Annotated in this window: 24 protein-coding genes; 15 read left to right on the plus strand and 9 right to left on the minus strand. The window is 57.2% G+C overall.

Annotated elements, in window-relative coordinates; all coding sequences use genetic code 11:
• Positions 1-57 precede the first annotated feature (57 nt).
• From FS819_RS22780 to FS819_RS22790, 3 genes are read left to right on the plus strand one after another with little or no spacing between them, the layout of a single operon-like run.
• Positions 58-1,623, plus strand: coding sequence for a GMC family oxidoreductase (locus FS819_RS22780; RefSeq protein ID WP_156549545.1), 1,566 nt, complete (start codon positions 58-60; stop codon positions 1,621-1,623).
• 33 nt (positions 1,624-1,656) lie between these two features.
• Positions 1,657-2,454, plus strand: a complete 798-nt coding sequence (locus FS819_RS22785) for an SDR family NAD(P)-dependent oxidoreductase (RefSeq protein WP_156549547.1) — start codon at positions 1,657-1,659, stop codon at positions 2,452-2,454.
• A gap of 31 nt (positions 2,455-2,485) precedes the next feature.
• On the plus strand, positions 2,486-3,610 hold the full coding sequence (locus FS819_RS22790; protein ID WP_156549549.1) for a glycerol dehydrogenase: 1,125 nt from the start codon (positions 2,486-2,488) through the stop codon (positions 3,608-3,610).
• Between the two features lie 24 nt (positions 3,611-3,634).
• Here FS819_RS22790 and FS819_RS22795 read toward each other — a convergent pair whose 3' ends face one another.
• Together FS819_RS22795 and FS819_RS22800 are read right to left on the minus strand one after the other, a co-directional pair.
• A complete protein-coding gene (locus FS819_RS22795; RefSeq protein ID WP_070163281.1) occupies positions 3,635-5,038 on the minus strand; it encodes a sensor histidine kinase in 1,404 nt (467 codons plus the stop codon).
• Positions 5,035-5,715, minus strand: a complete 681-nt coding sequence (locus FS819_RS22800; RefSeq protein ID WP_070148534.1) for a response regulator — start codon at positions 5,713-5,715, stop codon at positions 5,035-5,037. The genes FS819_RS22795 and FS819_RS22800 overlap by 4 nt, the downstream gene beginning before the upstream one ends.
• Before the next feature lie 169 nt (positions 5,716-5,884).
• Here FS819_RS22800 and FS819_RS22805 point away from each other — a divergent pair, with 169 nt between their 5' ends.
• The 5 genes from FS819_RS22805 to FS819_RS22825 all read left to right on the plus strand — a co-directional run bounded on the left by FS819_RS22805 (position 5,885) and on the right by FS819_RS22825 (position 10,639).
• Positions 5,885-6,952 carry an ABC transporter substrate-binding protein gene (locus FS819_RS22805; RefSeq protein ID WP_197434135.1) on the plus strand — a complete coding sequence of 356 codons (1,068 nt, stop codon included), beginning with the start codon at positions 5,885-5,887 and terminating at the stop codon, positions 6,950-6,952.
• Positions 6,953-7,204: 252 nt separating this feature from the next.
• Entirely contained in the window at positions 7,205-8,149 is a 945-nt protein-coding gene (locus tag FS819_RS22810; protein ID WP_156549552.1) for a Bug family tripartite tricarboxylate transporter substrate binding protein, read from the plus strand.
• Positions 8,146-8,640: a tripartite tricarboxylate transporter TctB family protein gene (locus FS819_RS22815; RefSeq protein ID WP_070163282.1), complete on the plus strand. Its 495-nt coding sequence runs from the start codon at positions 8,146-8,148 to the stop codon at positions 8,638-8,640. Before FS819_RS22810 ends, FS819_RS22815 begins: the two co-directional genes overlap by 4 nt.
• Positions 8,641-8,662: 22 nt before the next feature.
• A complete protein-coding gene (locus FS819_RS22820) occupies positions 8,663-10,180 on the plus strand; it encodes a tripartite tricarboxylate transporter permease (RefSeq protein WP_156549553.1) in 1,518 nt (505 codons plus the stop codon).
• Positions 10,181-10,471: 291 nt separating this feature from the next.
• Positions 10,472-10,639 carry a hypothetical protein gene (locus FS819_RS22825; RefSeq protein ID WP_087729627.1) on the plus strand — a complete coding sequence of 56 codons (168 nt, stop codon included), beginning with the start codon at positions 10,472-10,474 and terminating at the stop codon, positions 10,637-10,639.
• 94 nt (positions 10,640-10,733) lie between these two features.
• Here FS819_RS22825 and FS819_RS22830 read toward each other — a convergent pair whose 3' ends face one another.
• From FS819_RS22830 to FS819_RS22845, 4 genes are all read right to left on the minus strand, one after another.
• Positions 10,734-11,795, minus strand: a complete 1,062-nt coding sequence (locus tag FS819_RS22830) for a DUF475 domain-containing protein (protein WP_156549555.1) — start codon at positions 11,793-11,795, stop codon at positions 10,734-10,736.
• 396 nt (positions 11,796-12,191) lie between these two features.
• On the minus strand, positions 12,192-13,397 hold the full coding sequence (gene pcaF, locus FS819_RS22835; RefSeq protein ID WP_156549556.1) for a 3-oxoadipyl-CoA thiolase: 1,206 nt from the start codon (positions 13,395-13,397) through the stop codon (positions 12,192-12,194).
• 10 nt (positions 13,398-13,407) lie between these two features.
• Positions 13,408-14,097, minus strand: a complete 690-nt coding sequence (locus tag FS819_RS22840; RefSeq protein WP_156549558.1) for a 3-oxoacid CoA-transferase subunit B — start codon at positions 14,095-14,097, stop codon at positions 13,408-13,410.
• Positions 14,094-14,801 (minus strand): 3-oxoacid CoA-transferase subunit A, encoded by a 708-nt coding sequence (locus FS819_RS22845; RefSeq protein WP_070163287.1) that lies wholly within the window; start codon positions 14,799-14,801, stop codon positions 14,094-14,096. Before FS819_RS22845 ends, FS819_RS22840 begins: the two co-directional genes overlap by 4 nt.
• Positions 14,802-14,952: 151 nt before the next feature.
• On the opposite strand from FS819_RS22845, the gene FS819_RS22850 reads away from it, so the two are divergent.
• Positions 14,953-15,708, plus strand: coding sequence for an IclR family transcriptional regulator (locus FS819_RS22850; protein WP_156549560.1), 756 nt, complete (start codon positions 14,953-14,955; stop codon positions 15,706-15,708).
• Here FS819_RS22850 and FS819_RS22855 read toward each other — a convergent pair.
• Positions 15,683-16,609: a helix-turn-helix domain-containing protein gene (locus tag FS819_RS22855; protein ID WP_156549561.1), complete on the minus strand. Its 927-nt coding sequence runs from the start codon at positions 16,607-16,609 to the stop codon at positions 15,683-15,685. The genes FS819_RS22850 and FS819_RS22855 overlap by 26 nt on opposite strands.
• A gap of 116 nt (positions 16,610-16,725) precedes the next feature.
• Between FS819_RS22855 and pobA the strand changes: the two genes are divergently transcribed.
• Positions 16,726-17,898 carry a 4-hydroxybenzoate 3-monooxygenase gene (gene pobA / locus FS819_RS22860; RefSeq protein WP_070163288.1) on the plus strand — a complete coding sequence of 391 codons (1,173 nt, stop codon included), beginning with the start codon at positions 16,726-16,728 and terminating at the stop codon, positions 17,896-17,898.
• Between the two features lie 8 nt (positions 17,899-17,906).
• Here pobA and pcaQ read toward each other — a convergent pair whose 3' ends face one another.
• A complete protein-coding gene (pcaQ, locus tag FS819_RS22865; RefSeq protein ID WP_156549563.1) occupies positions 17,907-18,827 on the minus strand; it encodes a pca operon transcription factor PcaQ in 921 nt (306 codons plus the stop codon).
• 92 nt (positions 18,828-18,919) lie between these two features.
• On the opposite strand from pcaQ, the gene pcaD reads away from it, so the two are divergent.
• The 5 genes from pcaD to FS819_RS22890 are packed head-to-tail and all read left to right on the plus strand — an operon-like array spanning position 18,920 to position 22,638.
• Positions 18,920-19,711, plus strand: coding sequence for a 3-oxoadipate enol-lactonase (pcaD, locus tag FS819_RS22870; protein ID WP_156549564.1), 792 nt, complete (start codon positions 18,920-18,922; stop codon positions 19,709-19,711).
• Between the two features lie 43 nt (positions 19,712-19,754).
• Positions 19,755-20,159 (plus strand): 4-carboxymuconolactone decarboxylase, encoded by a 405-nt coding sequence (pcaC, locus tag FS819_RS22875; protein ID WP_156549566.1) that lies wholly within the window; start codon positions 19,755-19,757, stop codon positions 20,157-20,159.
• Positions 20,160-20,211: 52 nt separating this feature from the next.
• Positions 20,212-20,952: a protocatechuate 3,4-dioxygenase subunit beta gene (pcaH, locus tag FS819_RS22880; RefSeq protein ID WP_156549567.1), complete on the plus strand. Its 741-nt coding sequence runs from the start codon at positions 20,212-20,214 to the stop codon at positions 20,950-20,952.
• Position 20,953: 1 nt separating this feature from the next.
• The gene (gene pcaG / locus FS819_RS22885) at positions 20,954-21,571 is read left to right on the plus strand and encodes a protocatechuate 3,4-dioxygenase subunit alpha (protein WP_156549568.1); all 618 of its coding nucleotides are present in this window, start codon (positions 20,954-20,956) and stop codon (positions 21,569-21,571) included.
• Between the two features lie 8 nt (positions 21,572-21,579).
• Entirely contained in the window at positions 21,580-22,638 is a 1,059-nt protein-coding gene (locus tag FS819_RS22890; protein WP_156549570.1) for a 3-carboxy-cis,cis-muconate cycloisomerase, read from the plus strand.
• Between the two features lie 168 nt (positions 22,639-22,806).
• Here the strand turns inward: FS819_RS22890 and FS819_RS22895 are convergent, their stop codons facing one another.
• Positions 22,807-23,802: an MDR family oxidoreductase gene (locus FS819_RS22895; RefSeq protein ID WP_156549572.1), complete on the minus strand. Its 996-nt coding sequence runs from the start codon at positions 23,800-23,802 to the stop codon at positions 22,807-22,809.
• Between the last annotated feature and the right edge of the window lie 361 nt (positions 23,803-24,163).

A 24,163-nucleotide genomic window follows, 5' to 3' on the forward strand; every position in this document is an offset into this window, starting at 1 on the left:
GGGGAAAGGCATTCATTCAGACGCAGGTGCAGCCAAAGGCAGGCACGGGAGAGAGACATGAGTGAGTTGAAGCGATTTTACGACGTGATCATTATTGGCTCGGGCGTCGGCGGCGGCGCGCTGGCGAACCGGTTGGCAGAAACGGGCCGCAATATCCTGATGATCGAGCGCGGACCACGCTTGCCGCGTGAAGACGATAATTGGAGCGTCGATGCGGTCTTCCACCAGAAGAAATATGCAACGACAGAAGAATGGCGCGACAAGGACGGTCAGTCTTTCCGCCCCAGCACGTTTTATTATGTCGGCGGCAACAGCAAATTCTTCGGTGCGGCCACCCTGCGCTTTCGCCGGGAAGATTTTGAGGATTTGGCCCATGAAGACGGCGTCGCACCTGCCTGGCCGGTTTCCTACGACGAGTTCGAACCCTATTATGCTGTTGCTGAACGGTTGATGGGGACGCATGGAACGGCGGGCATAGACCCGACCGAGCCGCCGCGCTCCGGCCCCATGCCACATCCGGCCATCGGCCATGAACCGGAAATCGCCTTCTTCGAAAAAAAGCTGAAAGAAAGAGGCCTGCATCCCTTTCCGCTGCCGATTGCCATTGATTACCATCAGGGCGGCAGCTGTATCCGATGTCGGACCTGCGACGGCTTTGCCTGCAAGCTGGGCGCCAAGGGAGACGCCGAAGTGCGCCTCGTTAATCCGGCGCTCGCCCGTGGCAAAGGTAAAATCGAGCTTGTTACGGAAGCCTTTGTGCATCGGTTGCTGACCGATCCGACTGGCAAGAGAGTGACCGGCGTTGAACTGACCCATGGGGGTGAAAAAAAGCGGATCGAAGCCGATCTGTTCGTCTCCAGTGCAGGGGCGATCAATTCGGCAGCCCTTTTGCTGCGATCAGCCAATCAGGCCCATAAGCGCGGCATCGGCAATAGCATGTCCGACCAGCTCGGCCGCAATTACATGGCGCATAACAATACCGCGCTGATGGCGATTTCACCCTTCAAGAAGAACCGCGTCATTTTCCAGAAATCCATGGCGATCAATGATTACTACCTCGCCAATGCCGAAAAGCCTTATCCACTTGGCAATATCCAGGGGCTTGGCAAATTGCAGGGGGGCATGCTGACCGCCGGTGCGGCCTGGGCGCCGGAATGGTTGATGTCATTGTTCGCCGACCGCAGTGTCGATTGGTGGCTGATGTCGGAGGATCTGCCCGATCCTGAAAACCGCGTCACCGTCGATCCGGATGGCCGCATCCGTTTGAGCTACACGGCCAATAATCTCAAATCTCACAATGAACTGGTCAAGGTCTGGTCGCGGCATATGCGCTCGCTGGGCTATCCGCTGATCATTACCAACAAGATGGATATCAAGGTATCCATGCATCAATGTGGCACTGCCCGTTTCGGCAAGACGCCAGAGACATCCGTGTTGGACACGCATTGCAAGGTTTGGGACGTCGATAATCTCTACGTCGTCGATGCGTCCTTCCTGCCGTCCTCCACTGCCGTCAATCCCTCGCTGACCATTGTCGCGCAGGCGCAGCGCACCGCTGAACATATCCTCGCCCGCTGGGGCGAAAGCACCGTTACGCCACAGGCTTCGCAGACCGTGGCCTGACTGGAAAAACAAGACAGATAGGGAGGAGCCTACATGTCAAACACAGCATCCGATTACCGCCATATGTTTGATCTGACCGGACGCAAGGCCATTGTTACCGGCGGGTCGCGAGGCATTGGCAAGGGGCTGGCCGAGGCGCTGGCCGCCCATGGCGCCGATGTCGCCATTGTCGTGCGCTCGACGCTGGACCGTGCCGAAGAACTGGCCGCCAGTCTCAGGACACAAGGGCGCGATAGTTTCGCCCTGCAAGCCGATGTCGCGCAAGAGGCGGATGTCGAGCGCATGACGCAGTCTGTGGTCGATCGGTTCGGGCGCATCGACATTCTCATCAACAATGCTGGTATTGTTCTGCCAGCCGCAGCGGAAAATTGCAGCCTGGATCAATGGCGCCAGACGATGGCCGTCAATCTGGACGGCGTTTTCCTTGCCTCCAAACATGTTGGACGGCAAATGATCGCGCAGAAAAGCGGATCGATTATCAATATTGGTTCGATGTCGGGCCGGATCGTCAACTGGCCGTTCCGTCATGCCGCCTACAATGTTTCCAAGGCTGGCGTTCATATGTTGACCAAGGCGTTGGCAACGGAATGGGCCGAACACAATATTCGCGTCAATGCGATTGCGCCGGGCTATATTCGCACGGAACTGACCGATGATGTGCTGCGGGAACATCCCGATGTCGTCAGGGATCATTGGGCAAAAGGTGCCGTGCAAAACAGAATCGGTTCCGTCGAGGAACTGGCTGGTTCGGTGGTTTATCTGGCCAGCGACGCCAGTTCCTTCACCACAGGTGAAATCATCACCATTGATGGCGGCTTGACGCTGCGTTGATCATTGCATTTTTCGAAAAAGGATAAAGACCATGACGTCAAGAGGCTATGGCGGACCGCTGCGGTATGTTCAAGGGCCGGGTGTCATCGATGAGATCGGGCTTTACATCGCGCCGCTGTCAAACTCGGCACTGATCGTCATCGATGGGTTTTTCTGGGATACTCTTCGCCCGGAAGTGGAGAAAAACCTTGATGCCCATGGGGTGAAAAGCCACTTCATGAAATTTTGCGGCGAATCCACGGATAAGGAAGTTGAGCGCGCCGTGGGCCTTGGCAAAACCGCTGGCGCTGGTGTCATTATTGGGATTGGCGGCGGTAAGGCGCTCGATACAGCCAAGATTTCCGCACTTCATATTGGTGCGCGCACGGTGACGGTCCCGACCATCGCTTCGACGGATTCTCCGACCAGTGCGCTTGGCGTGATTTACAGCGAGGACGGCGTCTATGACCGGGTGGTGCGGTGCGGCCGCAATCCGGATGTTGTTCTGGTCGATAGTGCCTTGATCATCAAGGCGCCCGTCCGCTTTCTGGTTTCGGGCATGGGGGATGCTCTATCGACCTGGTATGAGGCGCGGTCTAATTTCGAAAGCCATTCGAACAATTATATCGGCGATGGCTATGCAACAACTGCGGCGGGGGCAGCGATTGCCCGGCGTTGCCATGAGGTCCTGATGCGCGATGGGCGGGCTGCCTATGCTGCCGCCATTGATGGCAAACTGACGCCAGCGGTGGAAAATATCATCGAGGCCAATACGCTTTTGAGCGGTCTTGGGTTTGAAAATTGCGGTGTCTCCGGCGCGCACGGCATCCATGATGCGCTGACCGTGCTGGAGCCGACCCATCATTTCTTCCACGGCGAAAAAGTCGCCTTCGGTATTATCGGTCTGTTGGTGCTGGAAAATCGGTCGCTGGACGAGATCAACGAGGCGATCGATTTCTGCCAGGACCTGAAATTGCCGACCATGCTTGGCGATCTCGGGTTGGAGACGGTGACAGCGGAAGACCTGCTGAAAGTCGGTGAGATTGCCATGGCCCCAGCCAGCGTCATTCACTCCGTTCCGGTGAAGCTTAATCCGCGTCTGATTGCAGACTGCATCTGGACAGCGAGTAAACTGGCCGAGACCCGCAAGCAGTCGAGAATGGGGAGGATGCTTTGATTCTCCTGCAGGATCTTCTAACGCTTATGCGTGTGCTGCTTTTGCCGCCTTGGGAAATGTGACCGATACTGTCAGGCCGCGCCCCTCGGATGTGTCTTGAAGCGTGAGTTTGGCGTTAAAGAGATTGGCTATTTCCTCAACGATCGGCAGGCCCAGTCCGAGACCCGGGGAGGGGTTCTGCTCTCCCCGGGCGAACCTTTGGCGCACGATGTCGCGCCGTTCGGGGGCGATGCCCGGACCATTGTCTTCGACGGACAGGATCACGTTCTGCGTATCCTCTCGGATGCGCACCGTGACTTCCGCGCCATGCCCGGCATAGGCCAGGGCATTGGCGATCAGATTGCTGAGTAACTCCCCGATCAGCAAAGGTTCAGCTAGCACGAAAGCAGGACCGTCCTGGCCCTCGAACCCAAGATCGATGCCGGCATCGGCGGCGCGTGGCACATGTTCGGCGGTGATCGCTTGTGACAGATGAGCAAGATCGATCCGGGGCGGTATTTGCCGATCGTTGGAGCCAACGGCATCGACACGGGCCATCAACAGCAGTTGCGCCAGAATATGCTCAGCATGGGCAAGAGCCTCATCGCCCTTGCGCGCCGCTGACTGTGCATCCTCAATGTTTGTGGCGCGGGCAGAAAGCGCCAGTTGCGTGCGAATGATCGCCAGCGGCGTTCGCAACTGGTGGCTGGCATTGCCGGTGAAATGACGAAGCGCATCCAGCGCCGATTGTAGCCGGACCATGAAGGAATTGACGGTTTCAACGAGGTTTTCGACTTCGCGGGGAACGGATTGCTCGATAGGATGCAGATCGTTCGGACTGCGCTCGGAAATGGCCTCTCCCAGCCTGTAAAGCGGGCGTAGAGAATAGGTGACGGCGACCCAGACAATGGCGCCAGCACCGGCGATCATCAATAGCAGTCGCAGCGCTGAACGCAACAGAATGGCCTGGGTGAGCTGATTGCGCGCAATTGTCGTCTCAGCCACGGTGACCACGAAGGGAAGAGAATCGATGCCGGTCGAGGCCGACCGTTGCAGGGCCGCGATGCGGATCGGCTCGTCGCGAAAAGCTGCGTCCATATACACAGCCGATTGCCCCTGGAAATCAGAAACGGTCGGCAGGTTCTGGTAGCCGGTGATGAAACTGCCCCCTGGACCATCGACGCGGTAGAAGACCCGGTCCTGCGCCCCTGATGTCAGCATTTCCAGCGCGACATAGGGAATATCGACCGCCAACTCACCATTTTCAGAAACAATGACCCGTTCAGCAATCGCCAAGGCCGACCCGGCCAGAACCCGGTCGGAGACGGTATCGGCAGTTTTGACCGCCTCGTAATAGGTGTCGATCAGAGCGACTGCGCCAATGAGTGCAGTCGATAGCAACAGCCAGCCCAGCAAACGACGACGGAGCGAGTAGGCGACCCCGGTCATGCCGTCTCGGTCATGGTTTTTTCGAGGTAATAACCGATGCCGCGCGCAGTGCGCACGGTAAGACCGTGAGGGGCTAGCCGTTTGCGCAACCGGCTGGCATATTGCTCTATGGCATTGGCGCTGAGATCGTCGTCAAAGGCGGCCAGCGATTGGATGATGGCTTCCTTGGCCACGACTTTGCCTGCCCGCATGAACAGCACTTCCAGCAGTCCGAGTTCCCGGGCGGGAATGTCGAGGGGCACGCCTGCTGCCGAAAAGCTGCGCGAATTCAGATCGAGCGAAACCGCTCCGTAGCTGATCATTGAAGATCGCAGGCCAGCTTGGCGGCGTAACAACATGCGCACACGCGCTTCGAACTCGCCGATATCGAAAGGCTTGATCATGTAGTCGTCAGCGCCGAGATCCAGGCCTTTGACCTTGTCTTCCGGTGTGCCGCGCGCCGTCAGGATCAGGATTGCCACCTTGTCATGGCGGGCGCGCACGCAGCGCAGCACCTCTATGCCGTCCATTTCCGGCAGGTTGAGATCCAGAATGACAAGATCGAAGTTTTCCGTCGCAATCGCGGCGTCGGCAGACGCGCCGTCGCTGACGGTATCGACCGCATAGCCGGTGCCGCGCAGAATGGCAGACAGGCCGTCGGCCAGAGCCTTATTGTCTTCAACGAGCAAGATGCGCACTGGGGAATGTCTCCTCACTCATTGCTCTAGCACTTTATATTTGATCTGGAATACGATGAATTGCTGAAAATGACACTTCGCATTCCAATTCGGGGTCTTTTGAAGCATTTATGCTATGGTGCCGTCCATGATGCTTGTGAACAACGCTGGGCTGCGGCATGATCCGTTTATGCGTTTTATCATCTTCATTTCAATCCTGCTGGGCCTTGCGTTTCCAGCCGCTTCCGGGCCCGTCTTGTTCCCTGCCTTGTCAGGCGATGCAAAAGCCCCCGAGCTGCTTGTCTATTCTTCGCTTGATGAGCCGATGGCAAAGCAGATCATTGCAGGCTTCCAGGCGAAAAATCCCGATATCGCGGTGCGCTACGAGGATATGCTGACCAGCGAAATCTATGACCGGATCGTCCGGGAAACCGATGCGGGCAAGACGACAGCGGATTTTGCATTTTCATCGGCGATGGATCTGCAAGTCAAGCTCAGCAATGACGGCTATGCCCAACGCAGTGACCTGCCGATGAGCGCCAGCTGGCCCGCCTGGGCAAATTGGCGCAATACCGCGTACGCGCTGACATTCGAGCCTGCGGTTTTCGTCTATCACAAGCCGAGTTTCGCCAATCAGAAGCCGCCCTCGACGCGGGCGGAATTCGTGGACTACCTGAAAAGCCAGGGAAATGCCGTTTTTGGCCGGATCGGCACCTACGATATTGAGCGTTCAGGGGTCGGCTTTCTGTTCATGGCTCGTGACCAGGAGCAGTTTGGAGATATCTGGTCGGTGATCCGCAGCATGGGCACGGCGGGCGTCAAGCTCTACTCCAACAGTTCAGCCATTCTGGAGCGGGTCGCCGATGGACGATTCGTGCTGGGCTATAATATTCTGGGCTCCTACGCCGCCGACTGGGCGTCGCGCCATCCCGATGTCGGCATTGTATTGCCCAAGGATTATACCGTGGTGATGTCGCGAATCGGGCTCGTGCCACAGGCGGCCGCATCGCCGGAGCTTGGTCGGCGCTATCTGGAATTCTTCATGTCGAAGGAAGGGCAGGGCATTATGGCGCGCGAGCTGCATATTGCGGCGGTCAATCCGGATGTTGGCGGCGAAAACACCGCCAATACCATGCAATCCCTGCTGGGCGCACAGCTGCGGCCCGTCCCCGTCAGTCCCGGCTTGATGGTCTATCTCGATCAGGTCAAGCGCATGCGTCTCATCGCCCGCTGGAACGAGGTTTTACGGCTGCAATAACCCATTCAATTGTGGGGTGTGCGCCGCCGTTTGATAAAATGCAGTGCAATGTCAGCTCGATGACAGCTTTGTATGGTGCGTTCCAGGTCTTGATTATCCGTGGAGGCGGATGATTACGGCTTGAGGGAGGATACTCAAGGGATGGACGAGCACGGTGTCTTGCCGCAGCTCGCAGGAGGGTCCCGTGAAATACTCTTCCTTCGGCATCGACGAACACTGCGCATCGAAGCGCACTCGCAGGAGGAAATTACTTTGAAACAGTTCATTCTCGCCACCATCCTGGCCGGAGCCATGGCACTGCCGGCTGCTGCGACTGATTACACCATTATCGCACCTGCCAATCCCGGCGGCGGCTGGGACCAGACTGCCCGCTCCCTCCAGACTGTCATGCAGAAGGAAGGCATCTCGAAGCGGGTTCAGGTCCAGAATGTGCCTGGTGCCGGCGGTACCATTGGTCTTGCCCAGTTTGCCAGTCAGCAAAAGGGCAAATCCAATGCCCTGATCGTCGGCGGCTATGTCATGGTGGGCGCAATCCTGACCAACAATGCACCCGTCACATTGAAGGATGTCACACCGATTGCCCGCCTGACCGGCGAATATGAGGCGGTCGTGGTTCCTGCTTCCTCACTGATCAAGAATGCTGCGGATCTGGTCGCCGCGCTGAAGGCAGATCCGGCCAAGGTGTCCTGGGCTGGCGGTTCTGCCGGCGGTGTCGATCATATCGCGGTTGGCCTGATCGCCAAGGCCGCTGGGGTCGATCCGACCAAGATCAACTACATCGCCTATTCCGGCGGCGGCGAAGCATTGGCGGCTATTCTGGGAGCACAGGTGACCGCTGGTATTTCCGGCTATGGCGAATTTGAATCCCAGGTCAAGTCGGGAACGCTGCGGCTGATCGCCATTTCGAGCGCGGAGCGTATTGCCGGTATCGATGCGCCGACATTGAAGGAATCCGGTCTCGATGTCGTGGTTGAAAACTGGCGCATGGTAGCAGCCGCTCCTGGGCTGTCGGCCGAACAGAAAGCGGCTGTTTCTGCCGATATTGATAAACTGGCCAAGTCTGAGGGCTGGAAAGACGTGCTGAAGACCAAGGGCTGGCAGGATACCTATCTGGCTGGCGATGCCTTCAATGCGCAGCTTGACAAGGATATCGCCGCGACCTCGACAATCCTCAAAGATATCGGTCTGGTGAAATGAGCAGTGGCTTGACCCCCTTGAACAACGAGAAGCGCCGCCCCGATTGGGCGGCGCTTGCAATCGCGGTCTGTCTCGTTGCCATCGCCGGTGTCATTCTGTGGGACTCTGCCCGGCTTGGCGCTGTTGCAGGCTATTCGCCCGTCGGGCCTGCGACCGTTCCCTATGCCATCGCGATCTGTTTGATCGGATTGGCGATCTGGACCGTGTTCGAGGCATGGCGCGGTGAGTTTCCAGAGCGCGAAAAGCAGGAAATCGCCCCGGTGATATGGGTCGTGGGTGGTCTTGCAGCGCAGATGCTTCTGCTCGATGTTGCGGGCTTCTCCATTGCGACCGGCCTGCTTTTTGCTGCTACGGCCAGGGCCTTCGGCAAACGTAAATTGTGGTTCTCGATACCGATAGGCATAGCGCTCAGCCTTGCGGTCTGGCTGGTCTTTGCTGGCCTGTTGCAATTGTCGCTGCCCGCCGGGCCGCTGGAAAATCTGTTTTTCTGATACCCGACAGGGACTTACCTTCATGAGTACATTTGAATTCCTGATGCAGGGTCTTGTCGTTGCAATGCAACCGATGAACCTGTTCTATGCCTTGATCGGGGTGACGCTTGGCACCGCCGTTGGCGTGTTGCCGGGTATCGGACCCGCATTGACCGTGGCGCTGCTGCTGCCCGTGACCTACCAACTCGATCCTGCTGGCTCGCTGATCATGTTTGCTGGCATCTATTACGGCGGCATGTATGGCGGCTCGACCACGTCGATCCTACTCAATACGCCGGGCGAAAGTGCCTCGATTGTCACGGCGCTGGAGGGCAACAAGATGGCCCGGGCCGGGCGCGGCGGGCCCGCTTTGGCAACGGCTGCCATCGGCTCTTTCGTGGCCGGGCTTCTGGCCACGATTGCTCTCGCACTTGTCGCCACGACCATCGTCAAGCTTGCCCTGGTGTTTGGCCCGCGCGAATATTTTGCGCTGATGGTGCTTGCCTTCGTGACCGTGTCCTCTGCGTTTGGTGACTCGGCATTGCGGGGGCTGACCTCACTTTTCATTGGTTTCACACTGGCTATTGTCGGCATCGACCAGTTGACGGGTCAGACCCGAATGAGTTTCGGCGTGCCGGATCTCTTGGATGGGGTCGAGGTCACGACTCTGGCGGTTGCCATGTTTGCCATTGGCGAGACCTTGTACATTGTCGCCCAGGGGAATCTTGGTCCCGATAAAGTCGAAGCGGTGAGAGGATCGGTCTGGATGAGTGCTCAGGATTGGGCACGGTCCTGGAAGCCTTGGTTGCGCGGCACAGCGATCGGGTTTCCGATTGGGGCCATGCCGGCTGGCGGCGCTGAGATTGGCACCTTCCTGTCTTACGCCACTGAAAAAAAGCTGACGAAATATCCTGAGGAATTTGGCAATGGTGCCATCGAAGGTGTGGCTGGTCCGGAAGCCGCCAACAATGCTTCGGCGGCAGGAACGCTGGTGCCGCTGTTGACGCTCGGCTTGCCGACCACGGCAACGGCGGCCATCATGCTGGCGGGTTTCCAGCAGTTCGGCCTTCAACCTGGCCCCTTGCTGTTTGCCACCAATCCGCAACTGGTCTGGGGTCTGATTGCCAGCCTGCTGATTGCCAATTTCATGCTGCTGGTTTTGAACTTGCCGCTGATTGGCCTCTGGGTAAAGCTGCTGACCATCCCGAAGCCCTGGCTTTACGCTGGCATCCTGCTGTTTGCCACACTCGGCACGATTGGCGCCAATCCCTCGGTGTTTGAGCTTGGCATGTTGCTGGCGTTCGGAATTCTTGGCTACGTCATGCGCATCTTCGGTTATCCGATTGCGCCTGTCGTTATCGGCCTCATTCTTGGGCCACTGGCAGAACAGCAATTGCGTCGGGCACTGGCAATAGGGCAGGGCGACTTCACGGTGCTCTTCATGTCGCCGATTGCTGTTGGTCTTTTCCTCATTGCCGCAGCGGCCTTCTTCATTCCGCTGATTATGAGGATTCGTGGAAGAGGGCAGGTTCTGTCGCAGCTTGCTGCCAACGAAGATTGAGTTTCAGTCCGGGCGAAAATGAACAGCCAACAGCCCCCTGCGCCATTATGGCGCGGGGGGCTGTTCCGTTTCATTCGGGCTAATTCTCTGCAACTCTCTCTCAAAATCGGCGGATTCAGGTCTTTTCGGGCGTAAAACAGGGCACGTCGTTGAATGTATCCATAAAATCAGATGGGTAAATCAGCCTGATCTGTTCAGGTTGCATGGCTACAGTGCGTTTGTGTGCATTGAAACAAGCTAATGGAAGGTCCATCTTTGCTTTGTAAGATTTAACAAGGAAAGAGAACGAAAATGGCTTCCCTCCCCCGTAAAGGCTTTATCGGTCGTGCCATCGCCGTGTTCGGCGCAGCAACCGCCGCTGCCGCGGCTGTAGATGGGCATCGCCAGCCGCGTGACCGTGATCTGCGTCTTCTGGGTATCGATCCCCTAAGCTTCCGCAATATCAAGCGCGCTGACTGAGTTTTTTCATATCCGCATGCAAAAGCCCGCCAGTTGTTCAAACTGGCGGGCTTTTTGGTTCGTGAAAAGCTCTTATTTATTCCGTAAAGGCTTTTCAGTCGTTCTGGTGTTCGCGTTTGTTGTAACGGATCGATGACCAAAGCGAGATGCCGATCAGTGCCGCACCGCCGAGACCGGTAACCACTTCGGGAATATGCACCAGCGTCTGGCAATACATGATCACCGAGAGGATCAGGATCGCGTAGAAGGCGCCGTGTTCCAGATAACGATATTCCGCGAGTGTGCCTTTTTCGACCAGCATGATCGTCATCGAGCGAACATACATGGCACCGATGCCGAGGCCGATGGCGATTACGAACAGGTTTTGTGTCAGGGCAAACGCACCAATCACACCGTCGAAGGAGAAGCTGGCGTCGAGCACTTCGAGATAGATGAAAGCGCCCAGGCCACCTTTGGCCGCCGCACTCATCGTTTGCTGCGATGCGTCGAGCAGTCCGCCGACCAATTCGACCGCCAAGAAGGTCAACAGGCCATAGATAGCGCTGTAAAGGAAGGTAATCGCTTCCGCTCCCTCCAGGAACGACGAAAACAGCAGGATCAGCACCAGGACGAAGGCAACTTCAATGCCCTTGATGCTTGCGTATCTCGCCATATGCTTTTCGATAAAGGCGATCCAATGGACGTCTTTTTCCTGATCGAAAAAGTAGTTGAGACCAACCATCATCAGGAATGTGCCGCCGAAAGCAGCAATCGGCAGATGCGCTTCATTCATGATTCTGGCGTATTCCGCCGGTTCAGCAGCTGCCAGTTTCAGTGCTTCGATTGGGCCGATCTGTGCCGCGATAGCGACGATTGCCAGCGGAAACACGATCCGCATGCCGAAGACGGCAATCAGGATACCCCAGGTCAGGAAGCGTTGTTGCCAGACCGGGGTCATTTCCTTCAGCTTGTTCGCATTGACAATAGCATTGTCGAAGGACAGCGAGATTTCCAGAACGGCAAGGACGGTGCAGATGAAGAACACACTGGCCATGCCGCCAAGCGTGCCTGTCATGTTCCAGCCGAGCCAGGCACCGAGTGCAAGACCTGCAATTGTGACGATGAAGGCCCATTTGAAATAGCTGAGAACGGAATTGGAAGGGGTTGCCGTGCTCATGCCCGCACCTCCAAAACACGAGGGAAGAGCGGGGTGGCACGCGAACGAGCACCGGCCATGCCGAAACGATCGCGCGAAAAACACGTGAATGGAATTGTCATTACATTATAATCCGCCGGCCATGATTGCTGGCGGTACCGACATCACGAGAGCGCCGTAAACTCTCGCCAGAGGGGCCCGGCACCATAAGTTCACTCCGCACAGACCGATGTCTGGCAATGCGGCAGCATATGTTAACTACCAGCCATGCGAGCAAGGTCAAGTGCTGTTGTGTAAATGCCAACAACCATCGCACAGATAGGCATTCGTAACGTCTGATGAAACGGCGCTAAAGATGAAAAAGGTGGAGAAAGCATCCTCCACCTTCATCTGTCGTCTTGCCGGTTAGATACCGGATTACACCCGCTCCAGCGCCACTGCGATGCCCTGGCCCACGCCAATGCACATGGTGGACAGCGAGTAGCGTCCGCCGCTGAGCGACAATTCCAGCGCTGCCGTGCCGGTTATGCGTGCGCCGGACATGCCGAGCGGATGGCCGAGGGCAATCGCTCCGCCATTGCGGTTGACCCGTGGATCGTCATCGGCAATGCCAAGCTGGCGAAGGGTTGCCAGTCCTTGAGAGGCAAAAGCCTCGTTCAGCTCGATCACATCCAACTGTTGTTGAGTGAGGCCGAGCCGGTCCAGCAGCTTCTGGCTGGCGGGGGCCGGGCCAATACCCATCACCCGGGGCGGCACACCGGCAGTCGCGCCGCCGAGAATACGGGCAATTGGCGTCAGGCCGTATTTGCGTGCCGCAGCTTCGGAGGCGATGATCAGAGCGGCGGCACCATCGTTGACGCCGGACGCATTGCCGGCGGTTACCGTGCCGCCTTCCTTTTTGAAAGGCGTGCCAAGCTTTGCCAGTGTTTCAATCGTCGTGGCGCGGGGATGCTCGTCCTTGTCGACAATCACCGGGTCGCCCTTGCGCTGGGGAATGGTCACCGGGGTGATTTCCTGGCCCAGGCGGCCATTGGCCTGCGCTTCCGATGCCTTGTTTTGGCTTCTGACGGCAAAGGCGTCCTGGTCTTCGCGGGAGATCTTATAATCTTCCGCAACGTTTTCGCCGGTTTCCGGCATGGAATCGACGCCATATTGCTTTTTCATCAGCGGATTGACGAAGCGCCAGCCGATGGTGGTGTCATAGATTTCGGCATTCCGGGAAAAGGCAGTCTCTGCCTTTGGCATGACGAAAGGCGCCCGGCTCATGCTTTCGACACCACCGGCAATCATCAATTCCGACTCGCCTGACTTAACGGCGCGGGCCGCCGCGATCACGGCATCCATGCCTGAACCGCACAGCCGATTGATGGTCGTGCCGGTTACTGAGACCGGCAGGCCTGCCAGCAGCAGTGACATGCGCGCCACGTTGCGGTTATCTTCACCGGCCTGGTTGGCGCAGCCGAAGATCACGTCATCGACCGCTTCCCAGTCCAGATTGGTGTGCTTTGCCAGGAGAGCCTTGAGCGGCACCGCGCCAAGGTCATCGGCGCGAACCGAGGAAAGTGCGCCGCCAAACCGGCCGATGGGGGTGCGGATATAATCGCAGATAAAAGCTTCGGTCATCGGGGTCTCCTCAAAGCGCGGGTACTGTGAGATCGGCAATTGGCCCATCGACATGCAGCTTTGCGCCGGTCATTGCCTGCAATTCGTCCAGCGTCATGGCGGCGAGCATTTCGCGCACCACGAAATGGCCCTTGGCGATATCGATCACCGCGTGGCTGGTATAGACACGGGTAATGCAGCCGACGCCTGTCAGCGGGAAGGTGCATTTGTCCAAAAGCTTGAACTCGCCCTTTTTGCTGACATGTTCGGTGATGACGAAAACCTGTTTTGCGCCATGCACCAGATCCATGGCGCCGCCCACGGCAGGCACACCCTTGCTGCCGACCCGCCAATTGGCGAGATCACCATTTTGCGCGACCTGATAGGCGCCGAGAATGGCGACATCCAGATGGCCGCCGCGCACCATGGCAAAGCTGTCGGCATGGTGGAAAAATGCAGCGCCCGGCTTCAGCGTCACTGCCTTTTTGCCTGCGTTGATCAGATCCCAGTCTTCCTCACCTTCCGCCGGTGCTTCGCCGAAATTCAGGATGCCGTTTTCCGTGTGGAAAATCGCCTGACGGCCCGGCGGCTGGTACTGCGCCACCATTTCGGGAAAGCCGATGCCGAGATTGACATAGGCACCGTCGGCAATGTCCTGCGCGGCGCGCCAGGCGATCTGGGCATTGGAGAGCTTGATGTCTTCGCGAGTGTCTATTGTCATGCGTAGGCCACTCCGGCGCGGATCAGCGCTTCTTCCTGTTGCGGGTTGGCGACTTCAACGACGCCATCGATGAAAATGCCGGGCGTAACGATGATTTCGGGATCGATCTCGCCGGGGGCAACAATCTTGGAGACCTGCACGATGGTTTTGGTCGCCGCCATGCACATCAACGGATTGAAATTGCGACCCGCCTTGCTGTAGGTCAGGTTGCCATGCAGATCGCCGAGATGGGCTTTGACAATGGCAAAATCCGCCTTCAGCCAGCGTTCCTGCACGTAATGACGGCCATCAAACTCGGCAATCACCTTGCCCTCGGCAAGTTCCGTACCGTAACCGGTTGGCGTATAGAAAGCCGGAATTCCAGCCCCGCCAGCGCGAATACGCTCTGCCAGCGTGCCTTGTGGCACCAATTCCAGCTCGATTTGTCCCGCCAGATACCGGTCCGTGAAGGCACGTGGATCGGACGAGCGCGGAAAAGAGCAGATCATCTTCTTGACCATGCCCGCATCAATCATTGCGGCGATGCCGATCCGGCCATTGCCTGCATTGTTGTTGATAACCGTCAGGTTTTTCGGCCCCTTGTCGATCAGGGCGTGAATGAGTTCGATAGGCGCGCCGGAGCCGCCAAAGCCGCCGATCATGACGACGGCACCATCATTTATACCGGCAACGGCGTCTGCCGTGCTGGCGATTGTCTTATCCATGGGATTCTCCCGTTTGCGATTGCGCCAGAGAAAAGTCAGGCGCGCCTCCGACAAGAAAGATAGGACTGGAGCGATCACCTCGCAACAAGTTTGTGCGATAATTGACATTTGTTCGAATATCGCACAAACTAGCGCGACTGAGGAGAGCATGATGCGCGAAACGGATATCATGGGCGGGTTTGCCAAAGGCCTGAAGATCATCGAGGCTTTCGAGGAGGCAGCACCGCGCCTGTCCATTGCGGAAGCAGCAAAGTTGTCGGGCCTAGACCGGGCAACTGCCCGCAGATGTCTGCTGACGCTTTCTCAGTTGGGCTATGCCGATTATGACGGTAAGTTTTTCTCCCTGACACCAAAGATCCTGCGGCTCGGTCATGCCTGGCTCTCGGCGACCCCGTTGCCTGCTATTCTCCAGCCGCATCTCGATCAGCTCAGTGAAAAAGTTGGGCAGAGTGCGTCGGCGAGCGTTCTCGATGGCACAGAGATCGTCTACATCGCCCGCGCCTCACAACGGCGCGTCATGTCGATCAATCTTATGCCGGGAAGCCGCTTGCCAGCCTATTCTGCCTCTATGGGGCGGGTTTTGCTAGCCGGAGTGAGCGATACGGAGGTTAGGGCCGTTCTGGAGGCGTCGGTGTTGAAGGCCAATACGGTGTTCACCCGAACTGACCCGGAAGACCTTATTGCCGAAATTGCCCATGTGCGCCGTCAAGGCTATGCCATCATCGATCAGGAGCTGGAAATCGGCCTTTGTTCTATTGCGGTCCCGGTTTACAATAGCCGGGGCCAGATGGTGGCGGCTATCAATATCGGTGCGCCCGCCGCCCTTATTCCCGCATCGGAAATGGCTGAGCGCTATCTGCCGGCGCTGCTGGCGACACAAGCTATTCTGAAGCCGTTACTTCGCTGATCTCTGCCTGCGCGCGGTCGCTCAGGTTTTGGAGTTTCTGCCGTTCCGCCAGGCGCCAGGCTCGGGGCGTCAGGCCGGTTTCCCGGGTGAAAAAACGGGTAAAATAGGCGGGATCGGTAAAGCCGTGGTTGAGTGCGATAGCCTGAATACTGGTTTGGCTGAAGATCAACTCCTGCTGGGCGATTTCCAGCTGCTTGCGAGCGATCAATTGTTGCAGGGTTGCGCCGGTTCCAGCCTTGGCAAGCCTGTTCAGATGGGTGGGTGAAAGGCCCATTTCCCGTGCGTAGAAGGCCGCGGTTTTGTGGCTGCGAAAATGAGCGGCAATCAGTGCGGTAAGCTTTTCCATTCGCCGGTCATTGGCCGTTAGCGTCAACCGATCTGAAGAGGCGTCCGGTGCGGCCTGCCTTGCCAGCAGAAGCACGACGGTCGCAAGATAAGCCTCAAGTAACCCGTTGCGCCCCGGCTTTATGCCAGCATATTCTTCGGCGATCCGTTCCATCAATAGGCCGATTTCGGATGCGCACGGCTCGCCTTCTAAAGGCATATGGAGAGGCAGAGGCAAAGCCTGTTTCAGACTGGTTCGAACGGCAAGCGGTAGGGCGGCTGGCAGAACGGTGATAATCATGCCCTTGATTGCACGCGAAAACCGAAATCCATGGCTAAACAGCGGTGGAACGACGATGGCGGCTGGTGGGGTAATGCCGATCACTTCGCCGTCCAGCGTGGCATCTCCCTGGCCCTCCGAAATGTACAGAATTTGCAGAAAATTCTCGTGTCGGTGGAGGTCGATCTCGAAGCGATACAAACTGCTGCGGGAAAAAAGTGTTTCGCAATGCAGCAAAAACTCACCGGAAACCGCGGTTTTTTCGCCATATAGCTTGTAAGTGGGTATCGCGGCCATGGTTTCAGCATCCTTCATTCATGGTCGAATAGTGCAATTTTTGGATTGAAAAGTCCATTGAGCTGAAGGGACGAAACGGTCAGTTTCTTGATCAGGAGCAAATTCGGGAGGATATCATGCGTACTCAAGTCGTCATTATTGGCTCAGGCCCTTCTGGCTTGTTGCTGGGGCAATTGTTGCATCGCAAGGGCATAGAAACCGTCATCATCGACCGCGTCGGCCGCGACTATATTCTTGGCCGGGTCCGCGCCGGCGTGCTGGAACAGGGTATGGTGGGCATGCTGGAAAAGGCCGGTGCTGCCGATCGCCTCCATCGCGAAGGTCTGCCGCATGACGGTTTTTCGTTGGCATTCGATGGGCGTGATCACCGCATCGATCTCTTTAATTTGACCGGCGGCGACCGGGTTATGGTCTATGGCCAGACCGAAGTGACCCGCGATCTGATGGACCAGCGCGATGCAGCCGGTGCCTTGACCATCTACGATGCCGCAAACGTTGAACCGCACGATTTCTCGGGCGAAAGCCCCTATGTCACCTATGAGAAAGACGGCGTCAGCCACCGGATTGACTGCGATTTCATCGCTGGCTGTGACGGGTTTCATGGCGTTAGCCGCAAATCGGTGCCCCAGGGCGCCATCAAGGAATTCGAGCGGATCTATCCATTCGGCTGGCTGGGTGTGATGGCCGAGGTGCCACCGGTGGCCCATGAGTTGATTTATGCCAACCATCCGCGCGGCTTTGCGCTGTGTTCCATGCGGTCCAACACCCGTAGCCGCTACTATGTGCAGTGCCCGCTGGAAGACAAGGTTGAAGACTGGAGCGACGACCGGTTCTGGGATGAGTTGCGCCGCCGTCTTCCGGCAGAGCATGCCGAAGCCATGGTGACCGGGCCATCCTTCGAGAAATCGATTGCGCCTCTGCGCTCTTTCGTCACTGAGCCTATGCGGTTCGGCCGATTGTTCCTGGCCGGTGACGCCGCCCATATCGTGCCGCCGACTGGTGCCAAGGGGCTTAATCTTGCTGCCAGCGATATCCACTATCTCAGCGAAGGCCTGATTGAATTCTACGCCGATAAGTCCAGCGCCGGGATTGATGATTATTCGGTTCGGGCGCTGGCGCGCGTCTGGAAGGCCGTGCGGTTTTCCTGGTGGATGACCACCATGATGCACCGTTTTCCTGATACCGGCGATTTCGGGCAGCGCATTCAGGAAGCCGAGCTGGATTATCTCGTTCACTCCCGTGCCGCATCTACGTCATTGGCTGAAAACTATGTCGGCTTGCCTTACTGATCAGGCAATCAAGGCATAATGGCTGCTGCCGCATCACGGATTGCTTGCATAAGCAGTGATTGCGGCAGCGTTGCCATGGCGTCGGCGCGGACGGTCAAGCCAACCGGACCGCGTGTCGGGGAGCAATCTATCGGCAGGGCGCAAATCGTCCCTTCTGCGATGTCGCCCGCCACGACACCCTCGGAAATCACCCAGATGGCATCACTGATTTTCAGAAAGGCTCGGCCAAAGGAATCGGAGACAGTTTCGATCTGGTTGGGCAGGGTGGCTACACCATTTGCGATCAGGAAATAGTCAACCAAGGGGCGGATGATCGAGTTGCGGGTTGGCATCAGCACTGGAAACTCACGCATCCGCTCAAACGGTGCCGTTTCGCCCGTCAGCAATGGATGGCCGGACCGGACGACGAAAACCACGGGTTCCGAATAGAGATGCTCGAAGGAAAATCCTGCCATTTTCTCAGGTGCTGCTAATCTGCCAACCACGAGGTCCAGTTCTCCAATGCGCAATTGTTCGAGCAGGACTGAATTGTCGCCGGTGACGATCTTGATCGGGCTTCCGGTATTTTCCGTCAGGAACGCGGTCATGGCCTGGGGCATGATGCGGGTGGCAACAGTGGGCAAGGCACCGACCCGCACCGGCGGCCCAGCCTTGGCCGCTTCTTGGGAAACCGAATCAACTGCATGGCGCAAGGCCGCCAGCGTTGCGCCCGCATGGCGCAGAAAGACCTCACCATAGCGCGTGATGCGGATGCCGCGTCCCTCGCGCTCAAACAGGCTGACCCCTAAGATTTCTTCCAGCTCACGAACCGTTTTGGTGACCGCAGGCTGGCTGACATGCAATAAATTGGCGGATTTCACCACGCTTTTCTGGCGCGCAACCTCGACAAAGGTTTGAAGATGGCGAAACTTGATGCGCTGGTCGATCATATCTCTCATAACCTGAGGGTTATCAATGGCGGCGATAATGTCATTTTACTTAACCGATTTGCTGTCGCAAGATCAATTTCGGAGGATACGGTATGAAATTTTTAAAGACGACGGATGCGGTTATTCACTACAACACGGTTGGCCTAGAGAGCGGCAAGCCGGTGATTGCGTTTGCCAATTCACTCGGCACGGATTTCCGGATCTGGGACGAGGTTATGGATCGGCTCCAGGATCGTTACGCCTTTGTGCTGCATGACAAGCGCGGTCATGGCCTGTCGGATCTCGGCAATCCTCCCTATTCGATGGCAACGCATGTCGATGACATGGCCGCATTGTTGGACCATCTTTCGTTGAAGCAGGTGATTGTCGTTGGGCTTTCTGTCGGCGGCATGATTGCGCAGGGGCTTTACGCCAGCCGTCCGGATCTGGTGCGGGCGCTTATCCTCAGCAATACCGCCCATAAGATCGGTTCTGCTGAAATGTGGAACAACCGGATAGCGACCATTCAAAACAACGGTATCGGGTCCTTGCTTGAGCCGATTATGGAAAGATGGTTCACGGCACCGTTCCGCACGACGGATAATTCGCTTTATGCGGGCTGCTGCACGATGTTGCTGCGTCAGCCAGTAGAAGGCTATTGCGGTACATGCGCTGCACTGCGCGATGCCGATTTCACTGAGCAAGCACCGGCCATCACCGTTCCAACGCTTTGCGTTGTGGGTGACGAGGATGGCTCGACCCCGCCGGCTCTGGTGCAATCTCTGGCGGACTTGATTGCGGGCAGCCGGTTTTCGGTCGTGTCTAAGGCGGGTCATATCCCCTGCCTTGAGCAACCGGACGCCTATGTTGCGGCCTTGCTGCCATTTTTGGATGAGTTAGCCTGACACTGAAGGCAAGATACAAGATAGTTGCGGAGACAGAGCAGACATGACGGACAAAACAGACACGGCATCAGAGGCGCATCGGCGCGGTATGAAAACCAGGCGTTCCGTGCTGGGTGACGCCCATGTGGATCGGGCAACAGCGGCGGCAACCGCCTTCGATCAGCCCTTCCAGACGATGATTACCGAGGGTGCGTGGGGAACCGTGTGGTCGGGCGACCAGTGGTCGAAACGCGAGCGGTCGATGGTAACAATTGCGCTTCTGGCGGCACTTGGTCAGGACGAGGAAGTGGCGATGCACATTCGCGCCACGGTCAATACCGGGGCAACCCGCGAGGATATTCGCGAAGCGCTGATGCATGTGGCGATCTATGCGGGCGTTCCGGCCGCAAACCATGCGTTCAAGATCGCCAAGGGCGTTTACGCGCAAATGGATTCCGAAGCAGCCTGAGCTATAACTGGCACCACGAAGCCTGCGACGGAGAAACTTGAGGAGGAAAGACATGAAAAATTCCCTACCGGAAACCGGGCCATTTTTTGCCCGTGACCGGGATATGCATCCGGTGGCCTATGCCCCCTGGTACAAGACCAGTGTGCTGCGCTCACCGCAGCGGGCGCTGATTTCGCTTGAAGGCACAAAGAGCGAAATTACCGGACCGGTCTTCGGGCACAGCCTGTTGAACGAGACCGATAACGATCTGATCCTCAACTATGCCAAACCAGGCGAAATGGCGATTGGCCAGCGCATTCTGGTGCATGGCCGGGTGCTGGACGAGCGTGGGGTCGGTGTAAACGGTGCCCTGGTCGAATTCTGGCAGGCCAATGCCGGTGGGCGTTATCGTCACAAGAAGGAAACCTATCTGGCAGCGCTCGACCCAAATTTCGGTGGGGTAGGGCGTACCATCACCGATGAGAACGGCTATTACTGGTTCAAGACCATTAAGCCCGGTGCCTATCCCTGGCCGAACGGCGTCAATGATTGGCGCCCGGCGCATATTCATTTTTCCATTTTCGGTCATGGTTTTGCCCAGCGGTTGATCACCCAGATGTATTTCGAAGGTGATCCGATGATCTGGCTGTGTCCGATCGTCAAAACCATTCCGGATGAAGAGGCGATCAAACGCCTGGTGGCGCCGCTTGATATGAATGCGGCTATCCCGATGGACATGCGCGCCTATAAATTCGATATCGTCTTGCGCGGACGCCGTTCCACATTGTTTGAAAATCGCAAGGAGGGCAACTGATATGGTACAGCCTCTCGGTTACCTGAAGGAATCGCCCTCGCAGACGGCGGGTCCGTACGTTCATATCGGTTGCACACCGAATTTCTCCGGCATTGAAGGCATCTTCAAAGAAGATCTTGGCTCCGGTCCGCTTTATAACGACAAAACCCGTGGCGAGCGTATCACCATTCGCGGTTATGTTTATGATGGTGGCGGGAATGCACTGAAAGACGCGCTGATTGAAATATGGCAGGCCGATAGCGATGGGCTTTACAACAGCCCGTCCGAAACCGGCGGCAAGGCCGATCCGAATTTCCTCGGTTGGGCTCGTTGTCCAGGCGATATGGCAACCGGGGAATTCGTCTTTCACACCATCAAGCCGGGCAAGGTTCCCTTTGCTGGAGGGCGTTGGATGGCACCGCATGTGACCTTCTGGGTCGTGGCACGCGGGATTAATATCGGCTTGCAGACACGCATGTATTTCCCGGAGGAAGAGGCGGCCAATGCCGAAGATCCGCTTCTGGCGCGTATCGAGCACAAGGTGCGTATTCCGACACTGATTGCCAAAAAGCAGGGCAATGATTACGTGTTCGATATTCACCTGCAAGGCGAAAACGAAACAGTCTTCTTCGATATCTGATTGGCATCATGAGCATTTCCCCATTTGAACACCCCTTCCTCTCCGGCCTGTTTGGCGATGAGGCTTTTGCGGCCTTGTTTGCCGGGCAGGCAGATATTGCCGCCATGCTGTCCTTTGAGGCGGCGCTGGCCACGGCTCAAGGTGAGGCCGGGGTGATTGAGCCGGGGGATGCCACGGCGATCCAGTCGGGCCTTGCCCGTTTCACAGCGGATCTCGATGCCTTGAAAACGGCCACGGCACGCGATGGCGTGGTCATTCCCGAATTGGTCGGCCAGATGCGCAAAGCTGTCGGCGGGACAAGCGCAGCAAAACTGCATTTTGGCGCGACCAGTCAGGATGTCATCGATACCAGCCTCGTGCTGCGTCTGAAGATGGCGGCGGGACTCCTCGACGAGCGGTTGGCGGCATTGATCGCTGGGTTCGAGCAGTTGGATGCCGCTTTTGGGCAGAGTGCTCTGATGGGCCATACCCGCATGCAAGCGGCCATCCCGATTACGGTCTCAGACCGGATCGCTGCCTGGGCTGGACCTTTGCAACGGCACCGCTCCCGCTTGCAGGCTTTGCTTGGCGATGGTTTTGCCCTGCAATTTGGAGGTGCTGCGGGAACATTGGAAAAGCTCGGCGACAAAGGCCCTGCGGTGCGCGCCAGACTGGCCGAACTGCTTGGCCTTGAGGATGCGCCGCAATGGCATAGCCAGCGCGACCGGATCGTCGCCTTTGCCGATCTTCTGTCGTTGATTTCAGGCAGCCTTGGCAAATTTGGCCAGGATGTGGCGCTTCTGGCGGAAATGGGCGGTGAAATTCAATTGACCGGCGGCGGCGGCTCCTCGGCCATGCCGCATAAGCAAAACCCTGTCGGTGCGGAAACGCTGGTAACGCTTGCCCGTTTCAATGCCGTACAGATTGCTGGCCTGCATCAAAGCCTTGTGCATGAACAGGAACGCTCTGGAGCCGCCTGGGCCTTGGAATGGTTGCTGCTGCCGCAGATGGTTGTGGCGACGGGGGCCGCCACAAAAACCGGTCTGCAATTAATCGGCGCCATCGCCCGGCTTGGTAAACCTGCCTGATATCCGGCGGAACAGTGAAACCCGCCGTTTGCCTAATACGATGACTCGTTGAAGAGTGCTCATCGGATTCCTTCTGCAAATATCTCAAACGGTGCAAGCATTTGAGATATTCGCAATGCCTACCAAGGCTAGGATGTGCGAGCATCTTCGAGCCTTGGTATAAAATGACTATTTCGTCACATCGATCACCACCCGGCCACGGGTTTTTCCAGCAAGGATCGCCTCAGCCAGTGTGGGTAAATTGGACATTGGTTCGATGGTTGTCATAGCTGCCAGGTGGTCGCGGTTGAGGGTTTTATCGAGAAACTCCCAGGCGCGAATACGTTTTTCCATCGGCGTCATGACGGAATCGATGCCAAGCAGGGCCACCCCACGCAGGATGAATGGCATGACTGTGGCAGGCAGGTCGGCACCGCCAGCCAACCCGCAGGCTGCAACGGCACCATTGTAGACCGTTTGGGCGATGACATTGGCAAGTGTGGTGGAACCAACGCTATCGATTGCACCGGTCCAACGTTCTTTTTGTAAGGCACCGGCCTTTTGCGCCAAATCAGCTCGGTCAACGAATTGGCTGGCCCCAAGCGCTTTCAGGTAATCATGGGTTTCAGGCCTGCCAGAGGATGCCGTTACCTGATAACCCCGCGAAGCCAAAAGGCTGACGGCCATGGAGCCAAGGCCACCGCCAGCCCCTGTCACCAGAACCTCACCATTTCCCGGCTTAATTGCCTCCCAATCTTCCAGGGCTAACACGGCCAGCGCTGCGGTATAGCCAGCCGTGCCGATGGCCATCGCATCTTGCAATGAGAAGCCTTCAGGCAGCCGCAGCAACCATTCCGGTTTGACCCGCTGGTAGCGGCTATAGCCGCCGCCTTCGGTTTCAGTCATGCCAAACCCGTTGACGACCACGCGGTCACCGGGTTTCCAATCCGACGAGCGCGAGTCCACCACCGTTCCGGCAAGATCGGCACCGGCGATGATAGGCGTGCGCCGGGCAATCCGACCGGCGCCCGTAAAGGCCAATCCATCCTTATAGTTTAAGGTCGAATAGGCAACTTCCACCAGCACATCGTGATCGGCCAGATCCGCCAGCGTCAATTGCCGAAAGACGCCTTTTGGCTTGCCCTCGACGGTATCGATGACGATTGCGGTGAATGGTTCGGTCATGATGGTCTCCTCGCTATCCGTGCCGTGGAATCTGCCATGTCCAGTCCGGCCTGGCTACTGCCGATTCGTCTAAGCTGATGGGGAAACCAGTGGCATTCCTTCGAGAACGATGAAGAATGGGGTGGTCCCCGTCGCCCTGCTTCTCGCCAGACGAATTAAATGGGTGCGCAGGCCTAACCGAGGCGAAAAAATTTCTGACTGCGATTATCCCCTGTTTTCAAGGCGCTGAAGGTGGGCTTTGATCTGTGCTCTTCCTGTCACTCATTGAAAAACAATGGGTTATACGCGGGGTTTCGCAAGGCTTTGCCCACATATGATGCGGCTTGGAAAGGAGTGATTAACCTTTATTTTTTACTTCTAT

Source organism: Allorhizobium sp. Av2, assembly GCF_021462805.2.
GTDB lineage: Bacteria > Pseudomonadota > Alphaproteobacteria > Rhizobiales > Rhizobiaceae > Allorhizobium > Allorhizobium vitis_G.

Coding starts and splice junctions, on each gene's coding strand:
- FS819_RS22780 (WP_156549545.1), top strand. CDS start 58: ATGAGTGAGTTGAAGCGATTTTACGACGTGATCATTATTGGCTCGGGC.
- FS819_RS22785 (WP_156549547.1), top strand. CDS start 1,657: ATGTCAAACACAGCATCCGATTACCGCCATATGTTTGATCTGACCGGA.
- FS819_RS22790 (WP_156549549.1), top strand. CDS start 2,486: ATGACGTCAAGAGGCTATGGCGGACCGCTGCGGTATGTTCAAGGGCCG.
- FS819_RS22795 (WP_070163281.1), bottom strand. CDS start 5,038: ATGACCGGGGTCGCCTACTCGCTCCGTCGTCGTTTGCTGGGCTGGCTG.
- FS819_RS22805 (WP_197434135.1), top strand. CDS start 5,885: ATGCGTTTTATCATCTTCATTTCAATCCTGCTGGGCCTTGCGTTTCCA.
- FS819_RS22815 (WP_070163282.1), top strand. CDS start 8,146: ATGAGCAGTGGCTTGACCCCCTTGAACAACGAGAAGCGCCGCCCCGAT.
- FS819_RS22820 (WP_156549553.1), top strand. CDS start 8,663: ATGAGTACATTTGAATTCCTGATGCAGGGTCTTGTCGTTGCAATGCAA.
- FS819_RS22825 (WP_087729627.1), top strand. CDS start 10,472: ATGGCTTCCCTCCCCCGTAAAGGCTTTATCGGTCGTGCCATCGCCGTG.
- FS819_RS22830 (WP_156549555.1), bottom strand. CDS start 11,795: ATGAGCACGGCAACCCCTTCCAATTCCGTTCTCAGCTATTTCAAATGG.
- pcaF (WP_156549556.1), bottom strand. CDS start 13,397: ATGACCGAAGCTTTTATCTGCGATTATATCCGCACCCCCATCGGCCGG.
- FS819_RS22840 (WP_156549558.1), bottom strand. CDS start 14,097: ATGACAATAGACACTCGCGAAGACATCAAGCTCTCCAATGCCCAGATC.
- FS819_RS22845 (WP_070163287.1), bottom strand. CDS start 14,801: ATGGATAAGACAATCGCCAGCACGGCAGACGCCGTTGCCGGTATAAAT.
- FS819_RS22850 (WP_156549560.1), top strand. CDS start 14,953: ATGCGCGAAACGGATATCATGGGCGGGTTTGCCAAAGGCCTGAAGATC.
- FS819_RS22855 (WP_156549561.1), bottom strand. CDS start 16,609: ATGGCCGCGATACCCACTTACAAGCTATATGGCGAAAAAACCGCGGTT.
- pobA (WP_070163288.1), top strand. CDS start 16,726: ATGCGTACTCAAGTCGTCATTATTGGCTCAGGCCCTTCTGGCTTGTTG.
- pcaQ (WP_156549563.1), bottom strand. CDS start 18,827: ATGATCGACCAGCGCATCAAGTTTCGCCATCTTCAAACCTTTGTCGAG.
- pcaD (WP_156549564.1), top strand. CDS start 18,920: ATGAAATTTTTAAAGACGACGGATGCGGTTATTCACTACAACACGGTT.
- pcaC (WP_156549566.1), top strand. CDS start 19,755: ATGACGGACAAAACAGACACGGCATCAGAGGCGCATCGGCGCGGTATG.
- pcaH (WP_156549567.1), top strand. CDS start 20,212: ATGAAAAATTCCCTACCGGAAACCGGGCCATTTTTTGCCCGTGACCGG.
- pcaG (WP_156549568.1), top strand. CDS start 20,954: ATGGTACAGCCTCTCGGTTACCTGAAGGAATCGCCCTCGCAGACGGCG.
- FS819_RS22890 (WP_156549570.1), top strand. CDS start 21,580: ATGAGCATTTCCCCATTTGAACACCCCTTCCTCTCCGGCCTGTTTGGC.
- FS819_RS22895 (WP_156549572.1), bottom strand. CDS start 23,802: ATGACCGAACCATTCACCGCAATCGTCATCGATACCGTCGAGGGCAAG.